General features: G+C 59.6%; 22 protein-coding genes and 1 pseudogene. 11 read left to right on the top strand and 12 right to left on the bottom strand.

Going from position 1 to position 24,280, the window contains the following annotated elements; all coding sequences use genetic code 11:
• Window positions 1–2: 2 nt before the first annotated feature.
• The 3 genes from cyoA to ACIQWO_RS18200 form a co-directional block, all read right to left on the bottom strand.
• Window positions 3–953 (bottom strand): ubiquinol oxidase subunit II, encoded by a 951-nt coding sequence (gene cyoA / locus ACIQWO_RS18190; protein ID WP_402828215.1) that lies wholly within the window; start codon window positions 951–953, stop codon window positions 3–5.
• A gap of 359 nt (window positions 954–1,312) precedes the next feature.
• Window positions 1,313–2,473, bottom strand: coding sequence for an autotransporter outer membrane beta-barrel domain-containing protein (locus ACIQWO_RS18195; RefSeq protein WP_402827014.1), 1,161 nt, complete (start codon window positions 2,471–2,473; stop codon window positions 1,313–1,315).
• On the bottom strand, window positions 2,374–4,659 hold the full coding sequence (locus tag ACIQWO_RS18200; RefSeq protein WP_402827017.1) for a hypothetical protein: 2,286 nt from the start codon (window positions 4,657–4,659) through the stop codon (window positions 2,374–2,376). The genes ACIQWO_RS18195 and ACIQWO_RS18200 overlap by 100 nt, the downstream gene beginning before the upstream one ends.
• A gap of 822 nt (window positions 4,660–5,481) precedes the next feature.
• Here ACIQWO_RS18200 and ACIQWO_RS18205 point away from each other — a divergent pair.
• From ACIQWO_RS18205 to ACIQWO_RS18220, 4 genes are all read left to right on the top strand, one after another.
• On the top strand, window positions 5,482–6,084 hold the full coding sequence (locus ACIQWO_RS18205) for a response regulator transcription factor (protein WP_150665753.1): 603 nt from the start codon (window positions 5,482–5,484) through the stop codon (window positions 6,082–6,084).
• A 47-nt stretch (window positions 6,085–6,131) separates the two neighbouring features.
• The gene (locus tag ACIQWO_RS18210) at window positions 6,132–7,715 is read left to right on the top strand and encodes an ATP-binding protein (protein WP_402827021.1); all 1,584 of its coding nucleotides are present in this window, start codon (window positions 6,132–6,134) and stop codon (window positions 7,713–7,715) included.
• Window positions 7,716–7,901: 186 nt separating this feature from the next.
• Window positions 7,902–9,104, top strand: a complete 1,203-nt coding sequence (locus tag ACIQWO_RS18215; protein WP_402827024.1) for a hypothetical protein — start codon at window positions 7,902–7,904, stop codon at window positions 9,102–9,104.
• 107 nt (window positions 9,105–9,211) lie between these two features.
• Window positions 9,212–9,910, top strand: a complete 699-nt coding sequence (locus tag ACIQWO_RS18220) for a hypothetical protein (RefSeq protein WP_402827027.1) — start codon at window positions 9,212–9,214, stop codon at window positions 9,908–9,910.
• 126 nt (window positions 9,911–10,036) lie between these two features.
• On the opposite strand, the gene ACIQWO_RS18225 is transcribed toward ACIQWO_RS18220, so the two are convergent.
• Window positions 10,037–10,675 carry a LysE family translocator gene (locus ACIQWO_RS18225; RefSeq protein ID WP_402827030.1) on the bottom strand — a complete coding sequence of 213 codons (639 nt, stop codon included), beginning with the start codon at window positions 10,673–10,675 and terminating at the stop codon, window positions 10,037–10,039.
• A gap of 96 nt (window positions 10,676–10,771) precedes the next feature.
• Between ACIQWO_RS18225 and ACIQWO_RS18230 the strand changes: the two genes are divergently transcribed.
• Together ACIQWO_RS18230 and ACIQWO_RS18235 are read left to right on the top strand one after the other, a co-directional pair.
• Window positions 10,772–11,329, top strand: a complete 558-nt coding sequence (locus tag ACIQWO_RS18230) for a sugar O-acetyltransferase (RefSeq protein ID WP_402827033.1) — start codon at window positions 10,772–10,774, stop codon at window positions 11,327–11,329.
• Between the two features lie 104 nt (window positions 11,330–11,433).
• Window positions 11,434–13,095 (top strand): ABC-F family ATP-binding cassette domain-containing protein, encoded by a 1,662-nt coding sequence (locus ACIQWO_RS18235; RefSeq protein WP_402827036.1) that lies wholly within the window; start codon window positions 11,434–11,436, stop codon window positions 13,093–13,095.
• 58 nt (window positions 13,096–13,153) lie between these two features.
• Here ACIQWO_RS18235 and ACIQWO_RS18240 read toward each other — a convergent pair whose 3' ends face one another.
• Together ACIQWO_RS18240 and ACIQWO_RS18245 are read right to left on the bottom strand one after the other, a co-directional pair.
• Entirely contained in the window at window positions 13,154–13,591 is a 438-nt protein-coding gene (locus ACIQWO_RS18240; RefSeq protein ID WP_402827039.1) for a GNAT family N-acetyltransferase, read from the bottom strand.
• An 80-nt stretch (window positions 13,592–13,671) separates the two neighbouring features.
• A complete protein-coding gene (locus ACIQWO_RS18245; RefSeq protein ID WP_402827042.1) occupies window positions 13,672–14,280 on the bottom strand; it encodes a nucleotidyltransferase domain-containing protein in 609 nt (202 codons plus the stop codon).
• 194 nt (window positions 14,281–14,474) lie between these two features.
• Between ACIQWO_RS18245 and ACIQWO_RS18250 the strand changes: the two genes are divergently transcribed.
• From ACIQWO_RS18250 to ACIQWO_RS18260, 3 genes are all read left to right on the top strand, one after another.
• Window positions 14,475–15,404 carry a serine hydrolase domain-containing protein gene (locus tag ACIQWO_RS18250; protein ID WP_402827045.1) on the top strand — a complete coding sequence of 310 codons (930 nt, stop codon included), beginning with the start codon at window positions 14,475–14,477 and terminating at the stop codon, window positions 15,402–15,404.
• 108 nt (window positions 15,405–15,512) lie between these two features.
• Window positions 15,513–15,791 (top strand): hypothetical protein, encoded by a 279-nt coding sequence (locus ACIQWO_RS18255; RefSeq protein WP_402827048.1) that lies wholly within the window; start codon window positions 15,513–15,515, stop codon window positions 15,789–15,791.
• Window positions 15,792–16,099: 308 nt separating this feature from the next.
• Window positions 16,100–16,981, top strand: coding sequence for a hypothetical protein (locus tag ACIQWO_RS18260; RefSeq protein WP_402827051.1), 882 nt, complete (start codon window positions 16,100–16,102; stop codon window positions 16,979–16,981).
• Window positions 16,982–17,264: 283 nt separating this feature from the next.
• Here ACIQWO_RS18260 and ACIQWO_RS18265 read toward each other — a convergent pair whose 3' ends face one another.
• The gene (locus ACIQWO_RS18265; RefSeq protein ID WP_402827054.1) at window positions 17,265–17,831 is read right to left on the bottom strand and encodes a YdeI family protein; all 567 of its coding nucleotides are present in this window, start codon (window positions 17,829–17,831) and stop codon (window positions 17,265–17,267) included.
• A gap of 158 nt (window positions 17,832–17,989) precedes the next feature.
• On the opposite strand from ACIQWO_RS18265, the gene ACIQWO_RS18270 reads away from it, so the two are divergent.
• On the top strand, window positions 17,990–18,325 hold the full coding sequence (locus tag ACIQWO_RS18270) for a hypothetical protein (RefSeq protein ID WP_402827057.1): 336 nt from the start codon (window positions 17,990–17,992) through the stop codon (window positions 18,323–18,325).
• Between the two features lie 198 nt (window positions 18,326–18,523).
• Here the strand turns inward: ACIQWO_RS18270 and ACIQWO_RS18275 are convergent, their stop codons facing one another.
• Window positions 18,524–18,949, bottom strand: coding sequence for a cupin domain-containing protein (locus ACIQWO_RS18275; RefSeq protein ID WP_402827060.1), 426 nt, complete (start codon window positions 18,947–18,949; stop codon window positions 18,524–18,526).
• A 308-nt stretch (window positions 18,950–19,257) separates the two neighbouring features.
• Entirely contained in the window at window positions 19,258–20,559 is a 1,302-nt protein-coding gene (locus tag ACIQWO_RS18280; RefSeq protein WP_402827063.1) for an MFS transporter, read from the bottom strand.
• A gap of 98 nt (window positions 20,560–20,657) precedes the next feature.
• On the opposite strand from ACIQWO_RS18280, the gene ACIQWO_RS18285 reads away from it, so the two are divergent.
• Window positions 20,658–21,587, top strand: coding sequence for a LysR family transcriptional regulator (locus ACIQWO_RS18285; protein ID WP_402827066.1), 930 nt, complete (start codon window positions 20,658–20,660; stop codon window positions 21,585–21,587).
• Window positions 21,588–21,649: 62 nt separating this feature from the next.
• Here the strand turns inward: ACIQWO_RS18285 and ACIQWO_RS18290 are convergent.
• The 3 genes and pseudogenes from ACIQWO_RS18290 to ACIQWO_RS18300 form a co-directional block, all read right to left on the bottom strand.
• A pseudogene (locus ACIQWO_RS18290) lies at window positions 21,650–21,844 on the bottom strand (cupin domain-containing protein); the annotation flags it as partial.
• A 63-nt stretch (window positions 21,845–21,907) separates the two neighbouring features.
• Window positions 21,908–22,735 (bottom strand): AraC family transcriptional regulator, encoded by an 828-nt coding sequence (locus tag ACIQWO_RS18295; protein ID WP_402827069.1) that lies wholly within the window; start codon window positions 22,733–22,735, stop codon window positions 21,908–21,910.
• A gap of 64 nt (window positions 22,736–22,799) precedes the next feature.
• The gene (locus ACIQWO_RS18300; protein ID WP_402827072.1) at window positions 22,800–24,260 is read right to left on the bottom strand and encodes an efflux transporter outer membrane subunit; all 1,461 of its coding nucleotides are present in this window, start codon (window positions 24,258–24,260) and stop codon (window positions 22,800–22,802) included.
• Between the last annotated feature and the right edge of the window lie 20 nt (window positions 24,261–24,280).

Below are 24,280 nucleotides of genomic sequence, written 5' to 3' on the forward strand. Positions count from 1 at the left end.
ACTTACTCCGTGAGCGCGCGCTGCGATGCGGGTTGTGCACCGGCCTCGCGCTCGGGACGCTGCGCGAGGAGCGCGCGGCTGTCCAGTTGGCCGTCCACGCGGCAATTGGCGGCGGCGATGATGTCGTCGATGGCGCTGTTGCCCGAGACACGCATGCCCTGCGCGCCACCGTCCATCGGCCCCATGTACTTGCCGACGACCGCGTCGAACAGACCCGGCATGACGTTGGCGTAGATGGCGACCGGCGCAGCGGTGCCCGGCTGTTCGAGCTTCACGTAGGTCGGTGCGTCGAGCGTGTCGGGCACGGCCTGCGCTTCCTTGACCCACTTGTCGAAGTCACCCTGCGACGTGACGTGCGCCTTGAAGTGCATGTCCGAGAAGCCCGGGCCGCTATAGGCAGACGACATCCCGGCGTAAGTGCCGGTCTCGTTGGCGATCAGGTGCAGCTTGGTCTGCATGCCCGACATCGCGTAGACCATGCTGCCCAGTTGCGGGATGAAGAACGCATTCATCAGCGACTCGGCCGTGATCTTGAATTCCACAGGCGTGTCGACCGGCAGCACCAGCTTGTTGACGGTGGCGACCTTGTAGTCCGGGTAGATGAACAGCCATTTCCAGTTCAGCGCCACGACTTCCACGCGCACCGGCGGCTTGTCGGTGGCGATGGGTTCGATGGGCTGATAGGGATCGAGTTTGTGCGTCGTCTCCCAGATCATCACGGCAAGCGCCACGACGATGATCACGGGAATCGTCCACACGACGACTTCGATCTTGGTGGAGTGGGACCACTTCGGCGAGTAGGTCGCCGCGGTGTTGGTCTCGCGGTAGCGCCAGAAGAACACCAGAGTGAGCACGATGACCGGGATCACGACAAGCAGCATGACGCCCAGCGCGATCAGGATCAGGTGCTTTTCCTGCTCACCGACACTGCCTTTGGGGTCAAACAGCTCCATCGTGCAGCCGCTCATGGGCACCATCGCCATCGCAGCGGCGACGCGCGCGCACCACGTGCGCCAATGCGCGCCGGGTGTCGTGTCTGCCCTTCCTCTGCGGGTGAGCGAGACGTTATGCATGGACATCTTAAGCCTCTATGTATGGATACACTATTTGCGTGACGAATGCTACGCATGCACATATTCCATACATCGCGACATAATGACGCACTCGGGAACTGATGGTTCGCGCATTGAAACCGAGATTGCGTAATGCCATGTCAAATGAAAAAACGCCAGGAAGTGTTAATTCCTGGCGTTCTTCGGTCTTTCTGGTGACGTCTTTGTTTATCGCTCAGACGTAATCATATTTACATACATCAGAACCGCCATGTTGCCGACACCGAACCCGCGATGTCGGCATTTCCAGCCTTATAGACGTTGCTGGATACGGCCGCGCCGAGCACGATCTTGCGGGCCATCCGATACGACACGCCGGCTTGCAGGCCAAGGCTGTCGCGACCGACGACCTCGCTACGTGTCGTGAACGACGCCCCCGGATAGCCCGCGAAGCTGGCCGTCTGGTTGATCGCCCCACCCGTCAGCTCGTGGTTCCACGTCGCTTGCAGACTGGCCGTCAGCGCGTTGCCCGAGACCATCGGCAGGTCGAAGCGCAACTCGCCGCCCACGCGGGTGCGCAGCGAGTTGAACGTCTTGCCGTCGAGATGCAGGCTCGCACCTCCGTCTTCCGTGAGGCTCGGACGATACAGCGCGGTGTAGTCGAGCGCTGCCACCGGGCCTGCGCTCGTGGTGCTGCTCAACTGCCAGCGCCAGCCGCCGCCGATGCTCGCGGATGCCGTCGCGCCGGTCCATGTGCCGCGCGGCGTGGCCGAGTACCCGTTCACGGCGATGGTCCGGTCGACACGACCGTCCTCGACACCGAAACGCGCCAGGGCAAACGCGTGCGGACCCGCGCTCACCGACGGGGCGTAGCGCGCGTGCACACCGACGTCGAACGCCGTCGTCTTGCCCGAGCCGGGCGTCTGCCCATCCAGACGCGTCGACTGGCCACTGACCGCGCCGTGCGCGCCGATGGTCCAGTCGCGCCCTTCTCCCGCCACCTTCTCGACGCCGAACACCACGCCGTACGTATTGCCGCTGGCACCCGCCATGTCACCGCTGCGCCCGCGCCAGTAGCCGCTACCAAACGGCATGGCAAACCCGCGCCAGTTGCCCGTGAGCGCACCATTGCCGGTGTGCTGGCTGCCGTCCGCACCGACGGCGGTGGCCACCATGTCCGTCAACTGACGCTCCCGCAGCAACCCGCCGGTGAACATCGCGCCGTAAGCGGCCGGTGTCAGTTGCGGCAACGCTCGAGCGACGTCGCTGCCGTCGGCGGCCGAGAAGTCGAGTGCTGTGACGAGCGGCTGCAAGTCCTTGCCTACGCTGCCCGCAATACGGTCGAGCGCCGTACCGACACGACGGCTGTTACCGTCGATGCCGTATTGCGAATAGGCGTTGCCTGCACGGGCAACCTGCACCTGGTAAGTGTTCTCGCCGTCGCCAGCAACGTCGGCGATGACAGCAGCGTCGTCACGTTGGCGAACGCACCGCCGATGCTCGACGCGTTCAGCCATTGATCCGACGTCACCGTCATGCCGCTTGCGTACCAACCGCGCTGCGGCGCAATGGCGAGCGTGCCATCGAGCGCCGCATGGCCGGTCACCACCAGCTTGGTGAACGTCCCGTTGTCCGACAGTGAGGCGACGAGACGGCCCGTGCTGGTCTGCGAGTAGTCGCCGCCAATGCTGATGAAGCTGCCCGCCACCGATGGCGCGACCGTGCCTGCGTTCACGAAAGCGCCTGCCGGGTCGAGCACGTAGCGGCTGTTGCCGGTGAGCGTCGCGCCACTGAGCACGGCCACGTCGTGCACCGTGTGGTCGCCGTTGATCTGCGTGGTGCCGCCCGCCATCGTCAGCGCCAGGTTGCTGCCGACGATATTGCCGTCGTAGCGCAGATTGAACGTGGGGTCTGCGGCGGTTGTCGCGAGGCCGTTGGCGTCCGGCGTCAGACCGAAATTCAGTTGCGTAAGACGCAGCGCTCCCGAGGCGTCCCGTTCGGCGTACTTGGAGATGATGTCGCCGTACAGCGCCGCCCCGCGCATGACGTTGATCTCGCCGACATAGCCGTTCTCCGACATGTACAGCGACGCGTACGTGCCCGCGAGACGTCCGGTAATGTCTGCGCGGGTCACGAGCGGGCCGTCGAGTTCGTCGGGCAGCGGCAAGGTCAGCTTGGTGACGGGATCGACTTTCGTCGAGATATAAGACCCACGGTAGTCGCCCGCGTCGCCCAGCGCGTTGTGGCCGAAATCGAAACTCGCCGCAATGCCATTGGCCCCGAGGGCCTGAACGTCGCCACGCTGCACGAACGAATGGTTCTTGCCGTACGTGAACATCACACCGCGCCCATTGCTGCCGTCCGCATAGATGCGTGTGCCCGGCAGCACGGTCACGTTGTTGCCCACTCCGTCCACCCGAATGCCCGCCCCGCCTGCGCCAATGGTCAGGAGGTCGGCGCGCTGCGCGACCGTGTTGCCGCTGCCGTAGATGTGCAGGCCGAGCCCGAGCGTCGCCGTGTTGTACGTGTTCGGGATGTAGGCTGTGCCGTCTGCGTTGCGGCCGAAGAACGGGTTATCGTTGGTCAGCGTCAGGCCGTCGTTGTAGATCGAGCGGCCGAAGAAGTTGCGCCGGTCGATGTCGTAGCCGAGGTCTTGCAGCGCGGCCAGCTCTGCCTCCATGAACGCCGTGTAGTTGCGATACGTCTGGTGGCTCATCAGACTGTTCGTAAGCTCGATGTGCGAGAAGATCGGCGAATCGTACGTATCCTTGTCGAACATCGCCTTCACGGGAATGCCTTTCATCGAATCCCCGAGCACTTCCTTAACGTGATCGCCGGTGAAATACGCCGTGTCCTTGCGAGCGTCGAACGCGTTGGGGTCCACCGCAGTGCCCACGTCTTCCGGCGTGAGAATCATTTGGCCCGCCTTCGCCTGACGACCGTTGTCGTCGTACAGGTGCGCGGACCACGCGTCGAGGACCGTCGCAAACTGGTTCGTATGCTTGCCCGACGGCAACTCGCTCTCGATGATATTCGTCCCAACACCCAGCGCGTGCGCCACTTCGTGCAGCATGACCGCCGGAAGGTCGGCGTTGGTATTGAGTGGGATTTGCGACGCCGCAGGCGCTGCCGTCGAAAACGCCATCTGGCCCAGCGTGATCTCGCCGTTCGCGTTGTGATAGCTGTCGCGCGCGAGCGGGTTGTTCTGCAATGCGGCCTGCACGAGCGTCGGGTTCTGCCCGCCGGTGGCCGTCGGGTCGCCCGCCTCGAACGCGTAAGGGCTATACGCGTGCGCCCCATTCTCGGTGCTCATCCCCACATTGATGATCGCTGGCGAGCGACCGGGCTTTACCTTGATGACCTCTGCCCAGTAGTTCAGGGCGCTGCGAATCTGATCGGTTTGCAACGGCGAGAGCGTGCCCGTCGAAAACTGGTCCTGATTTTTTGGGTCGGTGGCATAAGCGCCGTCCGTCGGGGAAAACAGCCGCGCTTGTATGAACGGCGTGCCGTAGCGGTCGGCAATGTCTATCGTTGTATACGCCTGCGCGGCCGACGTGATTGTGCAAAGCGCCGCAAATGCGACGCAGGTCATGCGAATCGTCCTCATTCAGTACTCCATTGTTCTATTTCGCTTCTGTAAGGCTTTGTAATGCGAAGCGAATGGTACGGAGCACCCTGAACGACGTCACTGCGATTTATACGGGGTTTTGCGGCGAACGCCCGCAAACCCTCATGAAATAAGCACTTTTTCTCTCAGACGATCGCGAATCTCTCCAAAATCGGGCCCGCCTGTATTAATCACAGTTTCGCGACGAGAGGGCGATGACGATACTTCACTCACCGGCTAACGCAACACAGCGACAGCCGCCAAACCCAAAAAACCGACTTAAGGAGAAACACCATGCCCGCACTCATCACCTACGGCTTCGCCTCGATCCTCGGTCTCGTCGGCACCATCGTCTCGGCCCTCGGCTGATCGGTACTGACTCACTTAAATCGCACCCAACACCGGAGAAACCAACATGAGCCTCATCCTCAACCTCGTCGACAGCCTCTTCTACAACGAAACCTGCATCGAAACCGGCATGCAATGCGCCATCCACGTCGGACATGTGTTCGGCTACTAAGCAGCCCCGCCCCATGACATCGCTCACGACGGAGAAGACATCACCATGATCGAGCACTTTCAAAACATGGCACGTATCGGCTTGCGGATCGCTCTTGAAATCATCCCGGCCTGCTTCGCCTGAATCGCGCATGAAGAAGCCGCCCCCTCAGAGGACCGCCCGGCGGTCCTTTTCTTATTGCGTGAGAACAAATGTCCGGATTTCACGAGACGTGTCATGCGCGTGTATTTCGGCGAAATTTCGTCGTCCGGTGATTTTTTAGTACGATTTGTCTATTCCATAAAAAAACCGGGGCCAGCGGGATGTCATCTCCCACCAAAGTTTTCTGCATTGAGGACGACGTAGATTCGGCAGATCTGATTCGAGAAGATCTGACGGATCGCGGTTATGTCGTGAAGGTTGCGCACGATTTTTCGGCCGCGCTGGCGACGCTTGCTGCGTTCATGCCGGACATCATCGTGTGCGACGTCAACGTGCCGGGCATGACCGGCTTCGAGTTTCTGGAAAGCGCCCGGGGCATCATTCAGGGCGAGCGCAAGATCCCGTTCATCTTCCTGACGGGCAACGCCGACAAGGAATCGATCATGCGCGGGCACAGCACCGGTGCGGACGAGTACATGCTCAAGCCGGTCGACTTCGACGTGCTCGACACCGTCATCCGCAAGTACACCGAGCATGACGAGCCTGAAGAAGGCACGCCGCTGCCCTTCGGTCTGTCGAAGCGAGAAGTGGAAGTGCTGCAATGGTCGGCGAAGGGCAAGACGTCGGCCGAAATCGCGATCATTCTCGATCTCGGCAAGCGCACGGTCGACTTCCACATCGACAATGCCCGCGAGAAGCTGAACGTCGCTACGCGCACAGAAGCCGTGGTGCGTGCCGCTTTGCTCAATATCATCCAGCTCTGAGCGCGTCGCCGCGCCGGGCCACACCTGCTGATTACTGCTGACATCGCATGTCGAAAGCGTCTTCCACTCCTTCCAAGTCGCTCCCGATCCGGGGGCGGATGTATCTCCTGCTCGCAGTGTGTCTCTTGGCGATGCTCGCCGTGGGCGTCGCCGTGCACCATCAGGTCGATTCGTCCCAGCAGCGCGCCATCGCGGCCGAGCGCACCCAGATCGAGAATCTGAGCCTGCTCGAAGAGCTGAACGACTACATCTCCGACTTCCGGACGGTGGAGTCCGAGGCCCTCGCACCGATGTCGCCCAAGGCGCTTGCGGACATCCGCACGGCGGCGGGCGAGTTCGACGACAAGATCAAGTCCGCGTCGGATCGTTATCAGAAGGTGCTGGTCCACGACGAATTCCGTCTCGCGTTCGCGAAGTTTCAGTCGCAATGGGCGCAGTACCGTCGCGCGTCGAATCAGGTGTTTCAGCTTGCGCAGACCGGCAAGCTGGCCGATGCCGCCAAGCTCTATCGCGGTGATTCGAACAATAAGTACACGCAAGCGAACAGCACGTTCGGCTCACTGGTGTTTCGCAGCACCGAGTCGCTGATCAAGGAAGTCGAGGTGAAGAACAGTGCGGCGCGCAAGCATCTGCTGCAAATCGATGCGCTGATTGCCGCGATGATCATCGTCACCCTGCTCTGCCTGATTTACGTGGATACCGTGATTCTCAGCCCGCTGACGCGCCTGATCCGGATGGCGGGCAATACCATGTCGGGCAAGGACAAGCTGCGTCTGCCGTGGCTCTCGCGCGGCGACGAAATCGGCACGCTGTCGCGGACGCTGTCGAAAATTCAGGAAAGCACGGCGTCGCTGGTACGTAACCAGAAGCTCGCGACGGCGAAGAACACGATTTTGCAGCGGGCGCTGGCGAATGAGGAGCGTCTGAATAACTTCCAGAAGACATTCCGCTCGATGGCCACGCATGAGTTCCGGACGTTGCTCAGCGTGATCGATGGGCACGCGCAGCGGCTGTTGAACCCGCGTAACGAGGAAGCGGATTCGACGCCGCGTTATACGAAGATTCGCGAGGCGGTGGCGAAGCTGAATAACCTGATTCAGAACTGGCTGGATGCGGCGCAGAGCGCGTCGCTGGACGACCCGAAATTCGGCAAGCGTGCGGAGTTGTCGCTGGTGGCATTGCTCGAGGATGTGCGCGGCGTTGGCTCGGACATGTTCCCGAACGCGACGATCACGGTGCAAGCGCCGTCCAGCATGGACAGCAAGATGATCGGCGATAGCAACGTGCTGTTCCATGCGTTCATCAACCTCATCAGCAACGCGACGAAGTACACGATGGCGCAGCCTGCCATCGATATGAGCGTGACGGATATGGGTGAGGCGTTCCAGGTGGTGCTGCGCGACAACGGCACCGGCATCCCGGCGGACGAGTTGAAGGAGATCTTCCAGATGTCCTTCCGCTCGCGCAGTAATGCGGTGCTGGAAGACGGCTCCGGTGTTGGACTGGCGGTGGTCTACGCCGCGATTGAGTTCCACAAGGGGACTATCGACGTCGCCAGTCAGGTTGGGGTTGGGACGACGTTTACGATTACATTGCCGAAGGCGCCGACGGTGGAAGCGGCGGCGGGTTGATCGGGACGCTTGTACTTAAGGCGTGGTGCCGGAAGAACTATCGAGATGTCGCTTGTGGTGTCAGCGTTTCGCAAACGTCGCATCTAACACTGCAATTCACCCAGCGCTTCCGGACAGATTGCGAACACTAGAACAATAAAGGTTCTGAAAGTGAGACCAGTTAAGGTGTTAGTTGACTCGGGGCAGATGTCGAAGGCCATTATCGAGCAATTCAAAACTTGCAGAAATGTGTGGATTGCGGTGGCTTGGGCGACCGAGAGTGAAGTATTTTCGGAGTTGCTTCGCCAGGAAAATAAGCTGCGATGTGTGGTCATCGGCACCCATGGCTCGCTCACCGCCCCCACCTGTATCAGACGGTTAGCCAATTCGAATTCGGTGCACTTTCGAAGCGCAAAAGGGGCGCTATTCCATCCGAAGCTCTACTTGTTTGAGCATGACAATCGATATGCCGCAATCGTTGGCAGTCACAACATGACTCGCGGTGCATTCGAAAAAAATGTCGAACTCAGCACGCTGTCCGAGTTTGACAAGAACGACGCCAACGTTCGAATTTTCCGAGACTTCATCGAGCGAATGGCACAAGGCCCGTGCATCGTACCGACACAGGCATTCCTCAGTCGCTATGAAGCGAGCTACCGCGCAGCTCAACGTCAACGGCAAACGGTTGATGATCTATATGACGAGCAACCGGACCACACTGACGAAAAACGCCGTCGAGATGCGCCCATCCATATGGATTGGGACGATTGGCTACGCAGGGTTGAGGGAGAGGCACAAAACGGACTCGCGCGTCGGTTGCAAATGCTGGACCAGGTCCAGGAGTTGCTCCAACGGCCTGAAGGCTTCCTGACGTTACCGCCGGACGATCGGCGTCGCGTTGCGGGCACAACCACTGAGCGCCCTCGGAGCGAGAACGACATTGACTGGCACTTCTTCGGTTCAATGCTGAACGCCGTTCGCTTTCGACACACCTATGCCTCTCTAGTAGAGAAGGATCCCCCTCATGAATTGGCCGCAGCTTTGGAAATCATCCCAAATGACACGCCACCTACTCGAGATGATTGGCTCGAATACTGGGGGGCGTTGAAATCCGCCGCAGGCACGGAAGGGGGCATCGGTATCGTTGGAGCAACACGGCTTGCGTGCTTGAAACGTCCCGACTATTTCGTACCGGTTACCAGTACGAACACCGAAAGACTATCGGCGCAACTAGGCGTCCCAGAGGAAGCGCTAAAATCGCCCGACAACTACTGGGACACTGTCATCGAGACGATCATTCTCACACCATGGTGGAGCAGCGAACGCCCCTCAGACCCGCAGGTCGCCAAAATCTGGGATGTCCGAGCTGCAATGCTCGATGCGATCGTGTATGACCGAACTGCCATGTGAGCGCGGGCATTTGAAAACGAGCCTACCGCAAACTGTGTTCCTTCCTCGGCAGAGCTACCTCGCTGCCTCAATGCCTGTCAGAAGTTCGCCGAAAAGCGCCAGTAGACATGAATTACAACAGAATTTGCACGTTCGCACTGTTCGTCCTCACACTTGGGATCGGGAGCGTCGAGGCAGAACCTGAATCACCGAACATTCAAGGTGCGCAGATCAACAATCCCTACCCCGAATCCGCGCCTGTTCATGCGAGCTACGCGAAATTCATCATACGGATGAGGTCTGATCCAACCGCTCAGGCGTTCGCAGCAACCACGACACGCGCTAACGCCTTCCGGAAGGGAACCAATTTGTCATTAAGTGGTTTGAAGCGACTTGACGATACATCGCTCGAAAATCGAATGAGAATTGTGTCCAAGATTCTCGACAACGCAAGCGACTCCGAGTGCGAAGCAATCTTGCAGGGACCGTCTTCAAGACCGGGCCCTAGCGCCATGGATAGCGGCCTCATCAAGTTGAATCAAGCTGACGCTGATCTCTGGTTCACCATGGCAGCCGAAGCCGCGCTTGCCGAAATACGCCAGGATTCCGTTCCTTCGTTGAAACAAGAAGATGTTAACGAAGCGCTATCGAGAATTGAGGCATCACTACCTCCGGAGAAAGCTCCTAAATTCGCTTTTGCACAACAAAACCCGCAGGCGGTCTCTCCTTCCGAAGCTTGTTGGGCAATGAGGACTCTGTACCGGGAAGGCTCATCGCTGCCTGAGCCATATCGCGCGGCGCTTGCCAGGGCAACGGTCACACACTGAATCCGCTCGACCAGCGGAAACCACGAGACCTCTCGCTTGGGAGATAACGCGGTGCTGGAAGACGGCTCTGCATTGGCGCTCCCGGTCATCTACAACGCCGCCGAGTTCCGCAAGGAATCGGCAAAGTCAGATGCCCGCCTTAGATGCGTTAAGAATCAATCGCAGACCAAGCGCGGCAATCGCAGCGGCGGCAACTCTGTCGATCCACTTCTTCGCGCGCAAATACACTTCGCGCGGCCCTTTGCTCGAAAAACACAGGGCGACGATGGTGTACCAACCGAATTCGATGGCAAAGACGAGCGGCGGCAGCACGAAATAGCACCACAGCGGCGGATGCTGCGGCAGCAACGCGGCAAAAATACTGCCGTACCAGATAGCCGTCTTGGGATTGCTCAATTGCGTGCTGAGGCCAATCCAGAACGATTTGCGCACGCTGCCGCAGGACGCCGCCAGCGTGGCATCGACGGTGATCGGATTCCCGGCACCGCGCCATATCTTCGCCGCGACGTAAATCAGGTAAGCGCCGCCTGCGACCTTCAGGCCGATATAGAGCCATTCGACGGTCTGCAAAAGCGTATAAAGTCCGGCAAGCGCAACGCCGCCGAAGAAAATGCCTCCCAAGCCCATGCCGAAAGCGGTCGCCAGCCCATCGCGACGAGACAGACCGATCGCGTTACGCGCGACCAATACGAAGCTGGGCCCGGGAATCATGGCGCCCAACCACAGCGCGACCAGAACGGCGAAAACGGCAGATGTAGCAGTCATCGGACACTCCTCGGCATAGAATTTGCCCCGTAAGTGCGGATTCTCGCACGATCTCCAGTGTGCGGTTGGGGAGTGTAAATCGGAGGAATGTAACGAATGTCGAATGATGATCGGATCAAAATAATTGCCCGAAAAACGCCGGAATCGGCCGCCATGACGGCAAACGTCAAACGAGCGATGGCGATCACCGCGCAGCTGAACCGGTTGACGTTCAACGATGCGGATGAAGTCCGCGCGTTGTTCAGCGAACTGATCGGCAAGAAGGTGGACGACAGCTTTACGCTGGCACCGCCGTTCTACACGGCTTGCGGCGTCGATATCAGCGTCGGACGCAACGTCTTCATCAATCAGAATTGCACCTTCTATGACCTCGGCGGGCTCGACATCGGCGACGATGTGATGATCGGGCCGAACGTGAGTCTCATCACGACCGGCCATCCCCTTTCCCCTTCGCATCGACGCGACGGTGTCATCGCAAAGCCTATCGTGATCGAGAAAAACGTCTGGATCGCAGCGGGCGCGATCGTTATCGGCGGCGTCACGGTCGGCGAGAACTCGGTGGTCGCGGCTGGTGCGGTCGTGACCAAAGACGTCCCGCCGAACTCGCTGGTCGGTGGCAATCCGGCGAAGGTTATTCGGTCGATTTCGGATTAGCAGATCGCCCAACAGACGCCCGCAAGAAGGCTGACGCCAAATGAAAATGACGGCCCTCCGCCTCCGGTCGGCTATCATGCCAGTCTTCTTAGCGGTAGCTCCTTATGATTTCCGTCCGTAATCTCACGCTGCGTCGCGGCGTCAACGTCGTGCTCGACAGCGCGTCCGTCACCTTCACCCCAGGCGAAAAGATTGGTCTTGTCGGCCGCAATGGCGCTGGCAAGTCGTCGTTTTTCGCGCTTCTTAACGGCACGCTGCACGAAGATAGCGGCGAATTCTCGATTCCGGCGGCATGGAAGATGGGCCAGGTCGCGCAGGACATGCCCGAGACCGAGCAGGGAGCGACCGACTTCGTTGTCGAGGGCGACACCGTGCTGATGGCCGCGCATGCGGAAGTCGCAGCGGCCGAAGCCAGCGACGACGGCATGCGCATGGCGCACGCCTACATGAACCTGCACGACGCCGGGGCACACGACGCCCCTGCCCGCGCGCAGGCACTGATTCAGGGTCTCGGCTTCAGTGCCGAACAACTGAATCAGCCGGTCAACAGTTTCTCGGGTGGCTGGCGCATGCGACTGCAGTTGGCGCGCGCGCTAATGTGCCCGTCCGACCTGCTGCTGCTCGACGAACCGACGAACCACTTGGACATCGACGCGCTGGTCTGGCTGGAAGCGTGGCTCAAACGCTATCAGGGAACGCTGGTCGTGATCAGCCACGACCGCGAGTTTCTCGACGCGGTGACGCAGGTCACCGTGCACGTCGACAATGCCAAGCTCGTGCGTTACGGCGGCAACTACAGCAAGTTCGAAGACATGCGCGCCGAGCAGCTCGTCTTGCAACAAGCCGCGATGGCCAAGCAAGTGGAAAAGATGGCCCACTTGCAAAAATTCATCGACCGTTTCAAGGCACAGGCATCGAAGGCGAAGCAGGCACAGAGCCGGGTCAAGGCGCTCGAACGCATGGAGAAGATTGCGCCGGTGCTTGCCGAAGCGGAATTCAACTTCGAGTTCAAGGAGCCGCTCAGCGTTCCGAACCCGCTGTTGTCCATGCTGGACGCGAGTTTCGGCTACCCCGCCCCCGCCGACGCGCCGCCGGACACGCCGCCTACCGTCATCGTGCGGGGCATCAGCCGTTCAGTGCTGGCCGGGCAGCGCATCGGCATTCTCGGTGCGAACGGTCAGGGCAAGTCCACGCTGGTGAAGACGGTCGCGCACGCGCTCGCGCCAATTGATGGCGAGATCAGCGAAGGCAAGGGGCTGAACATCGGCTACTTCGCCCAGCAGGAGCTTGACGTGCTGCGCCCGCTCGACACGCCGATGGAACACATGATCCGCCTCGCCCGGGACACGCCGCCCCAAATGCGCGCGCCCGGCCAGAGCGGCACAGAGCAATCGCTGCGGACGTTCCTGGGGACTTTCAACTTTAGTGGTGACATGGTCCATCAGGCGGTTGGCACAATGAGCGGCGGCGAAAAGGCGCGGCTCGTGTTGTGCATGATCGTGTGGCAGCGTCCTAACCTGCTGCTGCTCGACGAACCGACCAACCACCTCGACTTGGCCACACGTGAGGCGCTGGCTGTGGCGCTCAACGAGTTTGAAGGCACGGTGATGCTGGTGAGCCACGACCGCGCCCTGCTGCGCGCCGTCTGTGACGAGTTCTGGCTGGTCACCAACGGCGGCGTCGAGCCCTTCGACGGCGATCTGGACGACTACCAGCAGTTCCTGCGCGACGAAGCACGTCGGTTGCGCGAGCGGGCCGCGGCCTGAGTGGCTTCCTGACGGTCGGCGTTGCACGTCGACCGTCGTCGGCTTGCCTCGACCGGCCTTAGGTCGACAGGACCTTCTTCATGGACGGCGCGGGGTGCAGCACGAAGCTCTCTCGCTCATAGAACGGGATAGCGTCCGGACGCGCATCAAGAAATATCGCGGTCATGCCGCGAGCATGCGCGTCGGCTTCGGCGTACGCCATCAAGGATCGGCCAACACCTGTCCCCCGACCCGCCGCATCGACCACAAGGTCGTCGATATGAAGGTGCGCCCCGCGCGCCAGGGTGTGGACAGGTCTCATCCCCATCACCCCGATAATCGTTCCGTCGTCGAACGCTGCCACAAGCTCGTAGCCCGAATGCGATTGCCGACGAACCCGCTCCAGGAAGACGGGGGCATCAAGCGACCGCAGTTGAGCGATCACGGGATAGGCCAGCATCCATTCCGGTGGCGACAGTCTTCTAATTTCCAACGTGCTGCTTCGGTGTTCGGTCATGTCTTAAGTCGATAGCACTTTCAGAGCTCCGATTGTTGCACGGAGCGATCAACGTTTCAGCGTGATCTGAGAACAACGCACTACAGCGCTTGCGCCCATTCATTTCCGGGGTGGAGGGCATTCAGGCAGTGCTTCAGCCACGCACGTTCGGCGACTGGCAGGTTGGGCAGCGCTCTCTCGAAATCCTGCTGATCCTTTGGACGCGGATCCCTAGCCTTGAAGAGAAGCACAGCGGACGGGTTCAGATACGGGATGCCGTCAGCGGTTCTCATCACCATTTCGGCGCGCGGGCGCTTGAACGACGGATCTCTCTTGTAGGCCCAGAGTTCGTTCGTTCCCGGCTCGATCATCATGTCGATCCGCCAGCATTCTGCCGCGCGGTCAAAACCCCAAAACTGCATGACATCAGTCGGCGGGTCCATATCTTCGGGAAGGCGTGCGACCACGCCTGCGTGAGCAGTGTAGAAGTCCAAATCACTGAACGCCTGACGAAAGACACTGAAATTCTCTCGCAATATCGCGAATTCCAGATCGCTATGTTCGCGAGTCTGGACCCCGTGCCACAGATCGAGCGCCCATCCACCCGCTACGCACCAAGGCAAACTGATATCGCGCAACCGTTGCGCCAGTTCGACCGGGTGCCACGCCTCCCATGCTTCCTGGTCCGGTATGTCTTGTTGGTTGGTCATCGGATCAAGCCGTCTCGCTTGCTTTGAAGTTTCGGATTCTCTCATCAGCAGCGTTGATTCGTTAGATCCACATCTACGTCACTCACTTCGGAATTCGCGAAGCCACCGCCCATGTGGGAGAAGGTCGATCTGGGGGAGGCAGCCGCACTGGTTGTGGGATATGCTGCTGCCAGTTGTTACCAGTCGAGTCTTCAATGTTGATTTCAACGCTCCTCAACGGTCAATCAGTAGGGCCGTCCCAGCAATCCGAACCCATTGTGCCTTGGTGGAGTTTCACTAAAACGGTGCTAGCTGCGACCGCGCTGACATTGGTACGCGACGGTCGACTCGTTCTGGATACTCAGCTCTCTGAAAAGGCGTTCACGTTGCGTCAGCTCTTGCGCCATGAGGCTGGCCTCGCTGACTATGGCGAGCTTCCCGAGTATCACGCTGCTGTCGCCAATCAAGAGCAGGCATGGCATGCGGACGAAATGATGCGGCGTCTGGATGGTTCCCGGCTCCGTTACACCCCTGGTGCCGCTTGGCGTTACTCGAATGTTGGTTTCATGTTTGTCGCCAGACTAATTGAGCGGACAGCCGATATGCCGCTTGAAGTCGCTATCAAGCAGCGAGTCTTTACGCCGCTTGGCATCTCGACGGTTCGCTTCGCAACAGAACGTTCAGAACTCTGTGGCGAGTATCTCGGCAATGCGTTGAGCTACGACCCTGGCTGGGTGTATCACGGCCTCCTTATCGGCCCAGTTTTTCAAGCAGCTCTTCTGTTGGATCGATTGCTGGCCGGAAAACTTCTGCCATCCAATCTGCTTGATGAAATGCTGGCGACGAAGGTATTAGGTGGCCCGATGATCGGCCGACCGTGGCTCATGCCAGGATATGCGCTGGGTCTTATGCGGGGTACAGTCGAAGACGGTTCAACGCTGGCGGGGCATACCGGATGTGGCCCAGGCAGCGTTGTGGCTGTCTATCGATGTACGGTTGACGGGGCGGCAGCGTGCAGCGCTGTTTTTTCAATGGGTGCTGATGAGGGCGGTGTAGAGGCATTGGCCGTAAAAGCAATACGCGAGGCACTCGGAACAACGATTTCTTCACTCTGTTGCGTCGACCGGTTGAATCCACAGTCGTAAGCAGTCCGTCGCTACCGGTGGAAATAGACCAGAAACGGCCAGACGATTATTAATCCGTTGCGCCCAATTCCGCACATAATTGACACTTTCTGCGCGCAGGTCCGAGCGATGACCGATTTCTCTGATTTATTGCGGCAAGGCGCAAACGAGGTTCGCCAATATATGTTAGCTGTAGCCAACGAACAGGCGTTCCCGCTGAGATTGTTGGAGTCGTTGGCGGCGAGAATGGAACGAGCCAGCACTAGCCATAACCAGCGAGATGTTGAACATGAGATTGACTCGATCGCGCGCTCCATTATCGACTCCGGTCCAATCGAGGTAGATATTTCGCCTTCGTTTTCTCGTGCGCTTGACTCGCTCCAATGCAAACGAAAGAGGGAAATTTGACTTGCGAATTGCTGCCCCTCAAGTGTTTTTTTGGGTCAAAAACGTCAGTAGTCGGCCATGAAGCGTAATTCTTCTCGGCTGCCAGATGGACGTTCGTGCGGTCGCGTCCTCCCATCCACAGTCCTTCGACCTAGCGATCTCAGGCATGTCGTCGGCCTCAGCGTACATTCGCGCAATCGCGGCGCCGCCTGACGAGCGGTAATATACTTCAAGCCGCTTGACCAATTGGGATGCCCCCACACCACCAAGAGAAATAGAATAAAAAATTAATTTAATACAAATAATAAATAACTCAAACGGAATACCAGATGATTAAAGAAGAAATTTCTCATAAAAAGGAAAAAACCGTATCAATTAGCGTAGTAATCATACTACTACTGACCGAGTTCATAGTTCAGCATTCAATTTATCAGGCAACATATAACTGGGCAAATGTAAGAAGTGCTGTTGATGGGATTGGGCTCGCGGGGACGCTTATTTCAATTGTTCTCGGCATTGTTGCAATCGTATATGCTTTCATGCAAGGTGAAAGTCAGAATCGAACAAATCAACAATTATCCGTTCAATTGGGCAGAATGGATCGGACGCACAATGATTTGGAAAGCACATCGGCCGGACTGCGATCGAACCTAGAACTGACACAGTCAATTGTCAAGACTTTGCCCGAGCTTAAATCAGACATGCTTGCCGTTCGAGACGATTTGCGTACCTACGCCACGGCAAAAGAGGCCGCTGCGGCTCCAGCGGGGAATCGCGGAGGAACGATTTCAGCAACGGAAGACGTTGGAAAAACGGTGTCAATTTTTGATATTCTGGCCGAACAGACTACGGACGATCTAATTGCAATCAATTATTTCCTGACACGCAAACCAGATTCTCCGTTTCGCGAAACGCGCGAGCATATTGGATACGTATTTTTCGCGGCAGAAGGCCAGGAGATGCCCAAAAGAGACACTTTTGTGGTCGGCATGACCTGGAGCTCTTTCTATGCAGCCAAGAATATTCTGGATGCATGGAAGATCGTTTCATATGATCGGGATAGTGATTTTAAAGGGGCCATTGATAAACGACCGGTTCGATATTTCATTCCAGAAAATAAGCTTAACGAAGCCAAATTTATCTCGGATAGCATTGGCCAAATGGGCGAAGAGCAATTAGAGGCGCTGGAATATTTTAGGAGTATTGACTGACGTGTTTGCGCGCGTCCTTATGTGTCTCTGGCCAAACCTCGGCGTCTCCACCTGCTCCACGAATATTGCAAGTTGATCCGATGTTGGCCTTCGCTAAACAGAAGAGCGGGGGGCGTTGCCTAGGCATCCTCAAAATCCGCAGGCGGATTCATAGACGTGGTTGCTCCCCCCCCGGCTACCTAGCGTTGGAACCGCGACGACTCGATAGTTGGCCTTGGGTCGAAAACAGTCGTTCCCTTTTCGCAATCCCCGACTTCATCCGCATTCCCGGATTATTCGCTTTTTAGTGAAGAGTCTCCCCACGACTCAACATCCCCACAAACTCCTCGATCTTCCTCGCCCGCGTCTCGGCTTTTCTAACGTTCTGAATCCGAAACAAGATGGCGTAGCGATTGCGGCTGTTCAGCGTCGAAAAGAACTCTTTGGCGTTGGGATTCGCGTCTAACGCAACTTGCAGGTCGTCGGGGACTACTGAGTTTTTAGGGGAATCGTAAGCCGCTTGCCACCGTCCATCCGCTTTGGCTTTTTCGATTTCCCGCATCCCTGACGGGTGCATTCTGCCTGCGGCGATCAGGGCTTCTGCTCGCTCTGTATTCAGCTTGGCCCAGATGCTTTTCGCCGTGCGGGGTGTGAAGCGCTGCAACCAGTGTTCATCGCTTTCCTTCTTCTTGTGCCCGTCGATCCAGCCGTGGCACAGCGCGGTCTCCACCGCCTGTGCGTAGCTCAGCGTCGGCTGCACCGCCCCCTTCTTCGCCAGACGCAGCCATACCCCGGCGGATGTTCCACTGTTTTGCGTCAACCAGCTTTCCCATTCATTCTGGTCGGGGAATGTCAGACACGGCTCTGTCATAGCGTGATTTAAATCGTTATATTCGGGGATCGGCGCTTTTCCGCCGAAACGATGTCGGCGATTATCCTAACGCGTTATGCGCTTCCTGGTACGTTAGCTTCGCAAGGGGAGACGTTTCAATGGAAATATGCAGTTTCCCCTACCGGCCGAGACTCTGGATGGCGGCCAGCGCGTTGATCGTCTTCAGTTGGGGGACGTTGTTCATGGGACGCGACGCCTTGTCGAATGACCGTGGCCTCGTCCTCAGGATCCTCCCCTTAAGAATTCACCTCGATCCCCTAGAAGCCACTGTCTTTCTTTGGTACGTGACGGCGGTTTGCGTACTCTTCGTGTTTCTCTGCCTCAGAGGGCTCTATCTCCGCTTCTTTTTTTCGACGCGACGCGTCACGCTTACGGACACCGAGATCACCGCGCCCCGGTCCATGTATTCCCGCACCTCAGTCGTCGTCAAACTTTCGGACGTGCGTTCCATCAGCGTCAGCACGATCCGCTAGGCCTCCTTCCTCACGATTCGACACGCCAACGGGAAGCTCGTCATTCCCTCATCGCAACTGCCCAATCAAAACGCCTTCAATACACTGCTTGGCTCCCTCAACAGGCGCCTTCCGACCCAGCAGCACTGGACCTACCCCGCCGACCGACGGTGACATCTCAGCGCTGCGCAAAAGCGGAGGCCGTGCCTCCGCACCCCATCAAATCCACTGATCGTTCGCCACCGTGCGATCCCCCGCCTCGCCGTCCCCCGTATTCACCACGCCTCGCGGCTCGATGAGAAGCAGCTTGGCTTCTGTCTCAGCGAACGGCTTGTGTTCGATGCCCTTCGGCACCACGGCCATTTCACCGGCGCGCAGCGCAATGAAACCGTCGCCGGTCGTCGCATCGCGGAAATCGATCCGCAATTCGCCTTCCAGTACGATGAACGTTTCGTCGGTATCTGCATGCTGATGCCATTGGAACTCGCCGATGACCTTGACGACCTTGAACTGGTAGTCGTTCATCTCGGCGACGACGCGGGGTTGCCAGTGACCGTCGATCAGCGCGATCTTGCGGATCGGGTCGATGGCCTTGCACTGGCCGCGATCGGCCGGGGCGTTGGGATGAGTCGGGAATTGGGACATCGTTCTCTCCGTTTTTTGGGGGGTAATGCGTCGAGGATACGCATGCCCCTTCACGGCCGTATTGAACGATTGTGCGTGGCTGTTCTAGCCCGGCAGAATACCGCTAGCGACCTGAAGCCAGCGGCCGGGTGCCAGTCCGAAGGTCTTCGAGAACATTGTTCTTTGAGAAAAAGCCGCCTACTGCCATGTCTCGTTCAACTCGAATGCTCGGCGACGCCGTTCCGTATTGATGTCGTGAAATTTCGCGGATGTAGTATTGAATTCCCATTCCATCAACGCGACTGAGATGTAGAACATCGCGCCGGAGTTCAGGCATTCCGAGATCGCTTGCTTGACTGCGCGGCACGGTCGAAGCAGCCGAACATGAACACAGCAACCACGAACCCCAGTGTGACGACGCACACGCCATTCCACCCCGCCCATGCCCATGCCGCGCCTGACAGCGCAGCACCAATTGCGCCGCCGACGAAAAAGATGCCGACAAAGAGCGCGTTCAATCGGCCACGAGCCGCCGGATTGATCAGGTTGATCGCGCGTCGACCGAGCGTTTGATCGGCGATCACACCGGCGTCGAGCGCCGCCGCCCCGACTACCAGCAATGCGACAGCAAGGACGGGGTGCGTGGCCGCGGAGAACCCGCCCCAGCCCGCCCCGGCAACCGCGAGCACGAGTACCGCCGCGATCATGACCAGATGCGCGGTGATTTGTGTCGCGCGCCCCGCCCCGCAATCGCCGAGGTAGCCCGCGAGCGGCGTCACCATCGCTCCCGTTGCGCCCGCCAGCGCGAAGGCAGCAATGCCTTGTGTACCCAGCGAAAACGGCGGCTGAGCAAGAAGCAGTGCGATGGCGGTCCAGAACGCGCTGAACGCACCGAGTGCGAGCGCGGCAAGCGTCGCGCGACGCTGTAAGACGGGTTCGGTGCGCAGCAAGGTCCACAGCGAACGCAGCAAGTCCAAGTAGCGAGCAGCCGTCTGCGGCGTGTGACTCGGCAACCGCGTCAGCAGCACGACAGCAAGCAGCGAGTCGGCCAATGCCGCGATGCCATAGAACGCACGCCAGCCAAACGCTCCGCCAATCAGGCTCGCGAGCGGTCGTGACAACAAAATGCCCAGCATCAGGCCGCTCATCACGTTGCCGACTGCGCGTCCGCGCCGGCTTTCAGGCGCCATCGACGCCGCAATCGGCACGAGCATCTGGATCACGCTCGATGTCGCCCCTGCCATGAACACCGATGCCAGAAACAGCCAGCCCGATCGCGCGAGCGACGCGAATCCGAGGAACATCGCGCAGCAGGCAAGCGTCCAGACGATCAGGCGGCGATTTTCGAGAAGGTCGCATAGCGGTACGAGCAATAGCAGACCCGCAGCGTAGCCGAGTTGCGGGAGCATTGCGATTACGCCGGCAAGCTCGGGCGGCAGCGTCAATGCTCGGCTGACAGGCCCCGTCAGAGGTTGCGCTGCGGTCAGGTTCACGACGATCACGCCGACGGCGGCGGCAAAAAATATCGTCAATGGCGTGGTCAGGCCACCGCCTGGGGCGGCATCCGCTTGCAGTGAGGGCAGCGAAGCGGAGGGCAGTTTGCGCGCGCAGGTGTCAGCAGGTTGACTCATGGGTTTGGCTTCCGGGTGTACGAGTGTGGCTTATCCTAAGGACGAGAACGTTATGCGACAATTGAATTATCTTGATAATGTTTATGCGAGATTGTTTTATGAACACGCGAGACTTGCAGGCTTTCGTGGCTGTGGTCGAAAGCGGCTCAATGGTGCGGGCCGCAGAGAGACTGTTTTTGACTCAGCCGGGACTCACGCGCCGTGTCCAGAATCTGGAAGCGATGCTCGGCATCGAGTTGCTCGACCGGCAGAGCAAACCGCTCAAGCCGACGGCGGCTGGAAGCGACGTCTATGGCCTTGCGCGCGTAGTGCTACGCGCGGTCGACGACCTGCTGGCCGTCGCATCGCCCGATAACGAGCCGGCAGGCGAGTTTAGGATCGGGGTACCGCCGTTTTTGTCTGAGATGGCGTTGGAGCAACCCATTGACCGTCTGCGTGCCGCCTTTCCGAATCTGACTCTGCGCGTGACAGCGGGCTGGTCGCCGGGACTGCTGGAGGGCATAGTGAAGGCGAAGGCGGACGCGGTCGTCGTGCTTTTGCCTGAAGGTGTGCCATTGCCGGCAGGCCTGACGTCGACACTTCTCGCCTATAAGCCCACGGTCGTCGTCGCGCCGCGCTCGTTCAGTCTGCCCGACAAACCCGTCTCACTCGCCGACCTGGCGGCTTATCCCTGGGTTCTGAATCAGGACGGTTGCGGAATGCGTTCAGCACTGAGTCGCGCCATGTCTGCGGCGGGTTTACCGTTCAACGTCGCTGTCGAAGCGTTCGGTTCGGAACTGCAGTTGTCGCTGGTCGCGCGCGCTTTGGGGGTCGGGCTCGCGGCGCCTGAAGTGCTGGCGCGCAGCCCGCATCGCAATGCGCTGCAGATCGTCGATGTGCCTGAGTTCAATAGCGGGCTGAACGTGTGGCTCGTGCATGCCGTGCTGCCTGGCCGTCTTGTGCGCCCCGTCGCGGTGATGCGCGACGCACTGATCGAAACGCTGGAAAGGGATGCGGTATGTTTGCCTCTCACCGATTCCGCCGCATAAGTCCGAGCGCTTGAGACGCTCCGGCGAATACCCACGTCAAATCCACTGATCGTTCGCCACCGTTCGATGCCCTTCGGCACCACGACCATTTCACCGGCACGCAACGCGATGGAACCGTCGCCGGCCGTCGCATCGCGGAAATCGATTCGCAATTCGCCTTCCAGGACGATGAACGTCTTGCGGATCGGATCGATGGCCTTGCACTGGCCGCGATCTGTCGGGGCGTTGGAATGAGTGGGGAATTGGGACATCGTTCTCTCCGTCTGTGGGGGTAATGCGTCGAGCCCCTTCACGGCCGTATTGAACGATTGTGCGTGCCTTTAGCCCGGCAGAATCCCGCTCGCGACCTGAAGCCAGCGGCCCGGCGTCAGCCCGAAGGTCTTCGAGAAATGGCGCGTCATATGGCTCTGATCGGCGAAACCTGCCGTAGCGGCCGCATCCACGAGAGATGTGCCCGCAAGCAACTGGTGACGAACGTCATCGAGACGCCGCATCGTCAAATACCGGTACGGACTCGTGCCATAGAACGTGCGGAAGTCGCGCGACAGACTCCAGCGATCCCGCCCTGTCGCCGCTTCGAGTTCGTCCAGTGTGACGACCCGTGCGCTGTGCGTATGCAGATAATCACGTGCACGTCGCGCCGCCTGATAGTCGCCCTTCGTCTTCCGCGCAGGCGCGCCGGAGACGGCCGCAAGCGCATGGGCCAGTTCTGTCAGCGCGTCGCTCTGTTCGAGCGGTTCCAGCGTGTGGCTGACGTGTTGCAGCAACGTCTCGGTCGCCGCCGCCAGACGCGGATCCGTCGTCACGCCCCCTTCGACGAAGGGCAGCGCCTGCCCGCCAAGCACGTCCTGAAACAACGACGGATGCACGTAAATCATGCGATACCGGAAGCCTTCGTCCGTGCCCGCCTGACCGTCGTGCGGTTCGTCGGGATGCAGCACCATCGTGTTGCCGGGCAGACTGTTTCGCTGCCCCCGCCGATAACTGAAGCTCTGAACACCCGCGAGCGTGCGGCCAATCGCGTAGGTGTCGTGGCGATGCATCGAATAGGCGTTTCCGCGAAACCACGCCTCGAAGCGCTCCACGCCCTCGATCGGCTGTGCATGCTTCACCCAGTCGGGTGTTAAAGCGGATGTCCGTCGATTCATGATGTACGGCCTCGGATGACCTCACGCGTCACTTTGCAATTCGCTATCGCTATACAACACGCTCTCAAGCAGGCGGATTCACATCCGACGCATTGCCTGCCCCACCCAGCGCCTTGTACAGCACCATCCGGTTGTTCAGGCGGTTCAAGCGCACTTGCGCGTCGGCCGTTTGCGCATTGCGCAGCAACTGCAACTGCTCCAGCCACTGCTGCACCCCGATAGCGCCCGCCTGATAGCGCGAACGCAGCACGGTCTCGGCACGCTGCGCCTGCACCAGCGACAGCGCACGTTGCTCGCCCTCGCGCGTCAGTTGCTCACGCGCCGAGAGTGCGTTTTCGACTTCGCTCAGCGCCGTAAAGAGGCTCTTGCGGAAATTCACTACCGCTTCCTCATACTGCGTCTGCGACACCTTGATCTGCAACTGCATCGTATTCCACTGGATGAACGGCAACGCCAGTCCCACCCCCAGCGAACCGAGTGGGTTCTGCAACACGCGCTCCAGCGACGTGCTCGTCGTCCCCACCTGCCCCGTCAGCGTGAACGTCGGGTAGAAGCTCGTGCGGGTAATGTCGACGTTAGCGAGTGTCCCACGCAAACGCAACTCCGCCGCGCGCAAGTCCGGGCGACGGCCCAGCAACTCCGCAGGCAAGCCCGCCGGTACGACCGGCAACGCCTGCGTCGGCAACGTCGACGGCTCGGCCGCTGCCTGTTCCGGCGGACGGTCGAACAGAATCGCCAGCGCATTGCGGTTTTCCGTGCGCTGCTGCAACAACTGCGTGAGCGCCGCGCGCTGATCGGCCAGATTGCCCTCCGTCTGCGCCACATCCAACCCCGACACCGCCCCCGCCGCATAGCGCGAGCGCACCAGCGCCAGAATCCGTTCGCTGTAGGCGATGTTGCCTTCGGTGTTGGCAATCTGCTGATTCAGGAAGCCAATCGTCCAGTACAACTGCGCCGTCGTACCGATGATCGCCAGACGCGCGGATTCGCGGTCGGCGTCGGTCGCCTCGTACTCCCAGCGCGCCGCATCGCGTTGCGCGGCCAGCTTGCCCCACAGATCCAACTCGTACGATGCCGACGCGCTCAGGTTGCTCTTGCGTCCCATCACATGCGTATCGAGCGTGCGTTGTACGGAGGCGTTGCCACCAATCGTCACGGAAGGCGTGAGATTCGTATCAGCCAACCCCGCCTGCAATTGCGCGCGATAAACGCGAATCCCCGCCGCCGCCAGGTCGTTGTTGACGGCCAGCACATCGGTGATCAGACGGTCCAGCACCGGATCGCCGAACGCACGCCAGAAGTCAGGCGCGATGACGGCCGTCGATGTCCCGGATACCCCTGACGTTCCCGTCGCCCCCGCCCACTGCGCGGGCACCGGCACCGCTGGCAACGGATCGTGACGCACCCCGGCGCAGCCCGTGAGCAGCACTGCGGCGCTGGCCAGCGCGAGGACCGTACGATGCAGCACCGTCGACGTGGCGAACAGCTCAGCCGTAGCGAACGAGTGGCAAGTAGTAGATTTCATTCTGGTCATCTGGCAATACC

The organism is Pandoraea sp. NPDC090278 (genome assembly GCF_044772185.1).
GTDB lineage: Bacteria > Pseudomonadota > Gammaproteobacteria > Burkholderiales > Burkholderiaceae > Pandoraea.

Bases quoted from the DNA above. Each gene is read 5' to 3' on its own strand.
- ACIQWO_RS18285 (WP_402827066.1), top strand. From the start codon at position 20,658: ATGAACACGCGAGACTTGCAGGCTTTCGTGGCTGTGGTCGAAAGCGGC.
- ACIQWO_RS18295 (WP_402827069.1), bottom strand. From the start codon at position 22,735: ATGAATCGACGGACATCCGCTTTAACACCCGACTGGGTGAAGCATGCA.
- ACIQWO_RS18300 (WP_402827072.1), bottom strand. From the start codon at position 24,260: ATGAAATCTACTACTTGCCACTCGTTCGCTACGGCTGAGCTGTTCGCC.
- ACIQWO_RS18220 (WP_402827027.1), top strand. From the start codon at position 9,212: ATGAATTACAACAGAATTTGCACGTTCGCACTGTTCGTCCTCACACTT.
- ACIQWO_RS18225 (WP_402827030.1), bottom strand. From the start codon at position 10,675: ATGACTGCTACATCTGCCGTTTTCGCCGTTCTGGTCGCGCTGTGGTTG.
- ACIQWO_RS18265 (WP_402827054.1), bottom strand. From the start codon at position 17,831: ATGACAGAGCCGTGTCTGACATTCCCCGACCAGAATGAATGGGAAAGC.
- ACIQWO_RS18260 (WP_402827051.1), top strand. From the start codon at position 16,100: ATGATTAAAGAAGAAATTTCTCATAAAAAGGAAAAAACCGTATCAATT.
- ACIQWO_RS18235 (WP_402827036.1), top strand. From the start codon at position 11,434: ATGATTTCCGTCCGTAATCTCACGCTGCGTCGCGGCGTCAACGTCGTG.
- ACIQWO_RS18205 (WP_150665753.1), top strand. From the start codon at position 5,482: ATGTCATCTCCCACCAAAGTTTTCTGCATTGAGGACGACGTAGATTCG.
- ACIQWO_RS18215 (WP_402827024.1), top strand. From the start codon at position 7,902: ATGTCGAAGGCCATTATCGAGCAATTCAAAACTTGCAGAAATGTGTGG.
- ACIQWO_RS18210 (WP_402827021.1), top strand. From the start codon at position 6,132: ATGTCGAAAGCGTCTTCCACTCCTTCCAAGTCGCTCCCGATCCGGGGG.
- ACIQWO_RS18245 (WP_402827042.1), bottom strand. From the start codon at position 14,280: ATGACCAACCAACAAGACATACCGGACCAGGAAGCATGGGAGGCGTGG.
- ACIQWO_RS18230 (WP_402827033.1), top strand. From the start codon at position 10,772: ATGTCGAATGATGATCGGATCAAAATAATTGCCCGAAAAACGCCGGAA.
- ACIQWO_RS18255 (WP_402827048.1), top strand. From the start codon at position 15,513: ATGACCGATTTCTCTGATTTATTGCGGCAAGGCGCAAACGAGGTTCGC.
- ACIQWO_RS18200 (WP_402827017.1), bottom strand. From the start codon at position 4,659: ATGAGGACGATTCGCATGACCTGCGTCGCATTTGCGGCGCTTTGCACA.
- ACIQWO_RS18250 (WP_402827045.1), top strand. From the start codon at position 14,475: ATGTTGATTTCAACGCTCCTCAACGGTCAATCAGTAGGGCCGTCCCAG.
- cyoA (WP_402828215.1), bottom strand. From the start codon at position 953: ATGGAGCTGTTTGACCCCAAAGGCAGTGTCGGTGAGCAGGAAAAGCAC.
- ACIQWO_RS18270 (WP_402827057.1), top strand. From the start codon at position 17,990: ATGGCGGCCAGCGCGTTGATCGTCTTCAGTTGGGGGACGTTGTTCATG.
- ACIQWO_RS18280 (WP_402827063.1), bottom strand. From the start codon at position 20,559: ATGAGTCAACCTGCTGACACCTGCGCGCGCAAACTGCCCTCCGCTTCG.
- ACIQWO_RS18275 (WP_402827060.1), bottom strand. From the start codon at position 18,949: ATGTCCCAATTCCCGACTCATCCCAACGCCCCGGCCGATCGCGGCCAG.
- ACIQWO_RS18240 (WP_402827039.1), bottom strand. From the start codon at position 13,591: ATGACCGAACACCGAAGCAGCACGTTGGAAATTAGAAGACTGTCGCCA.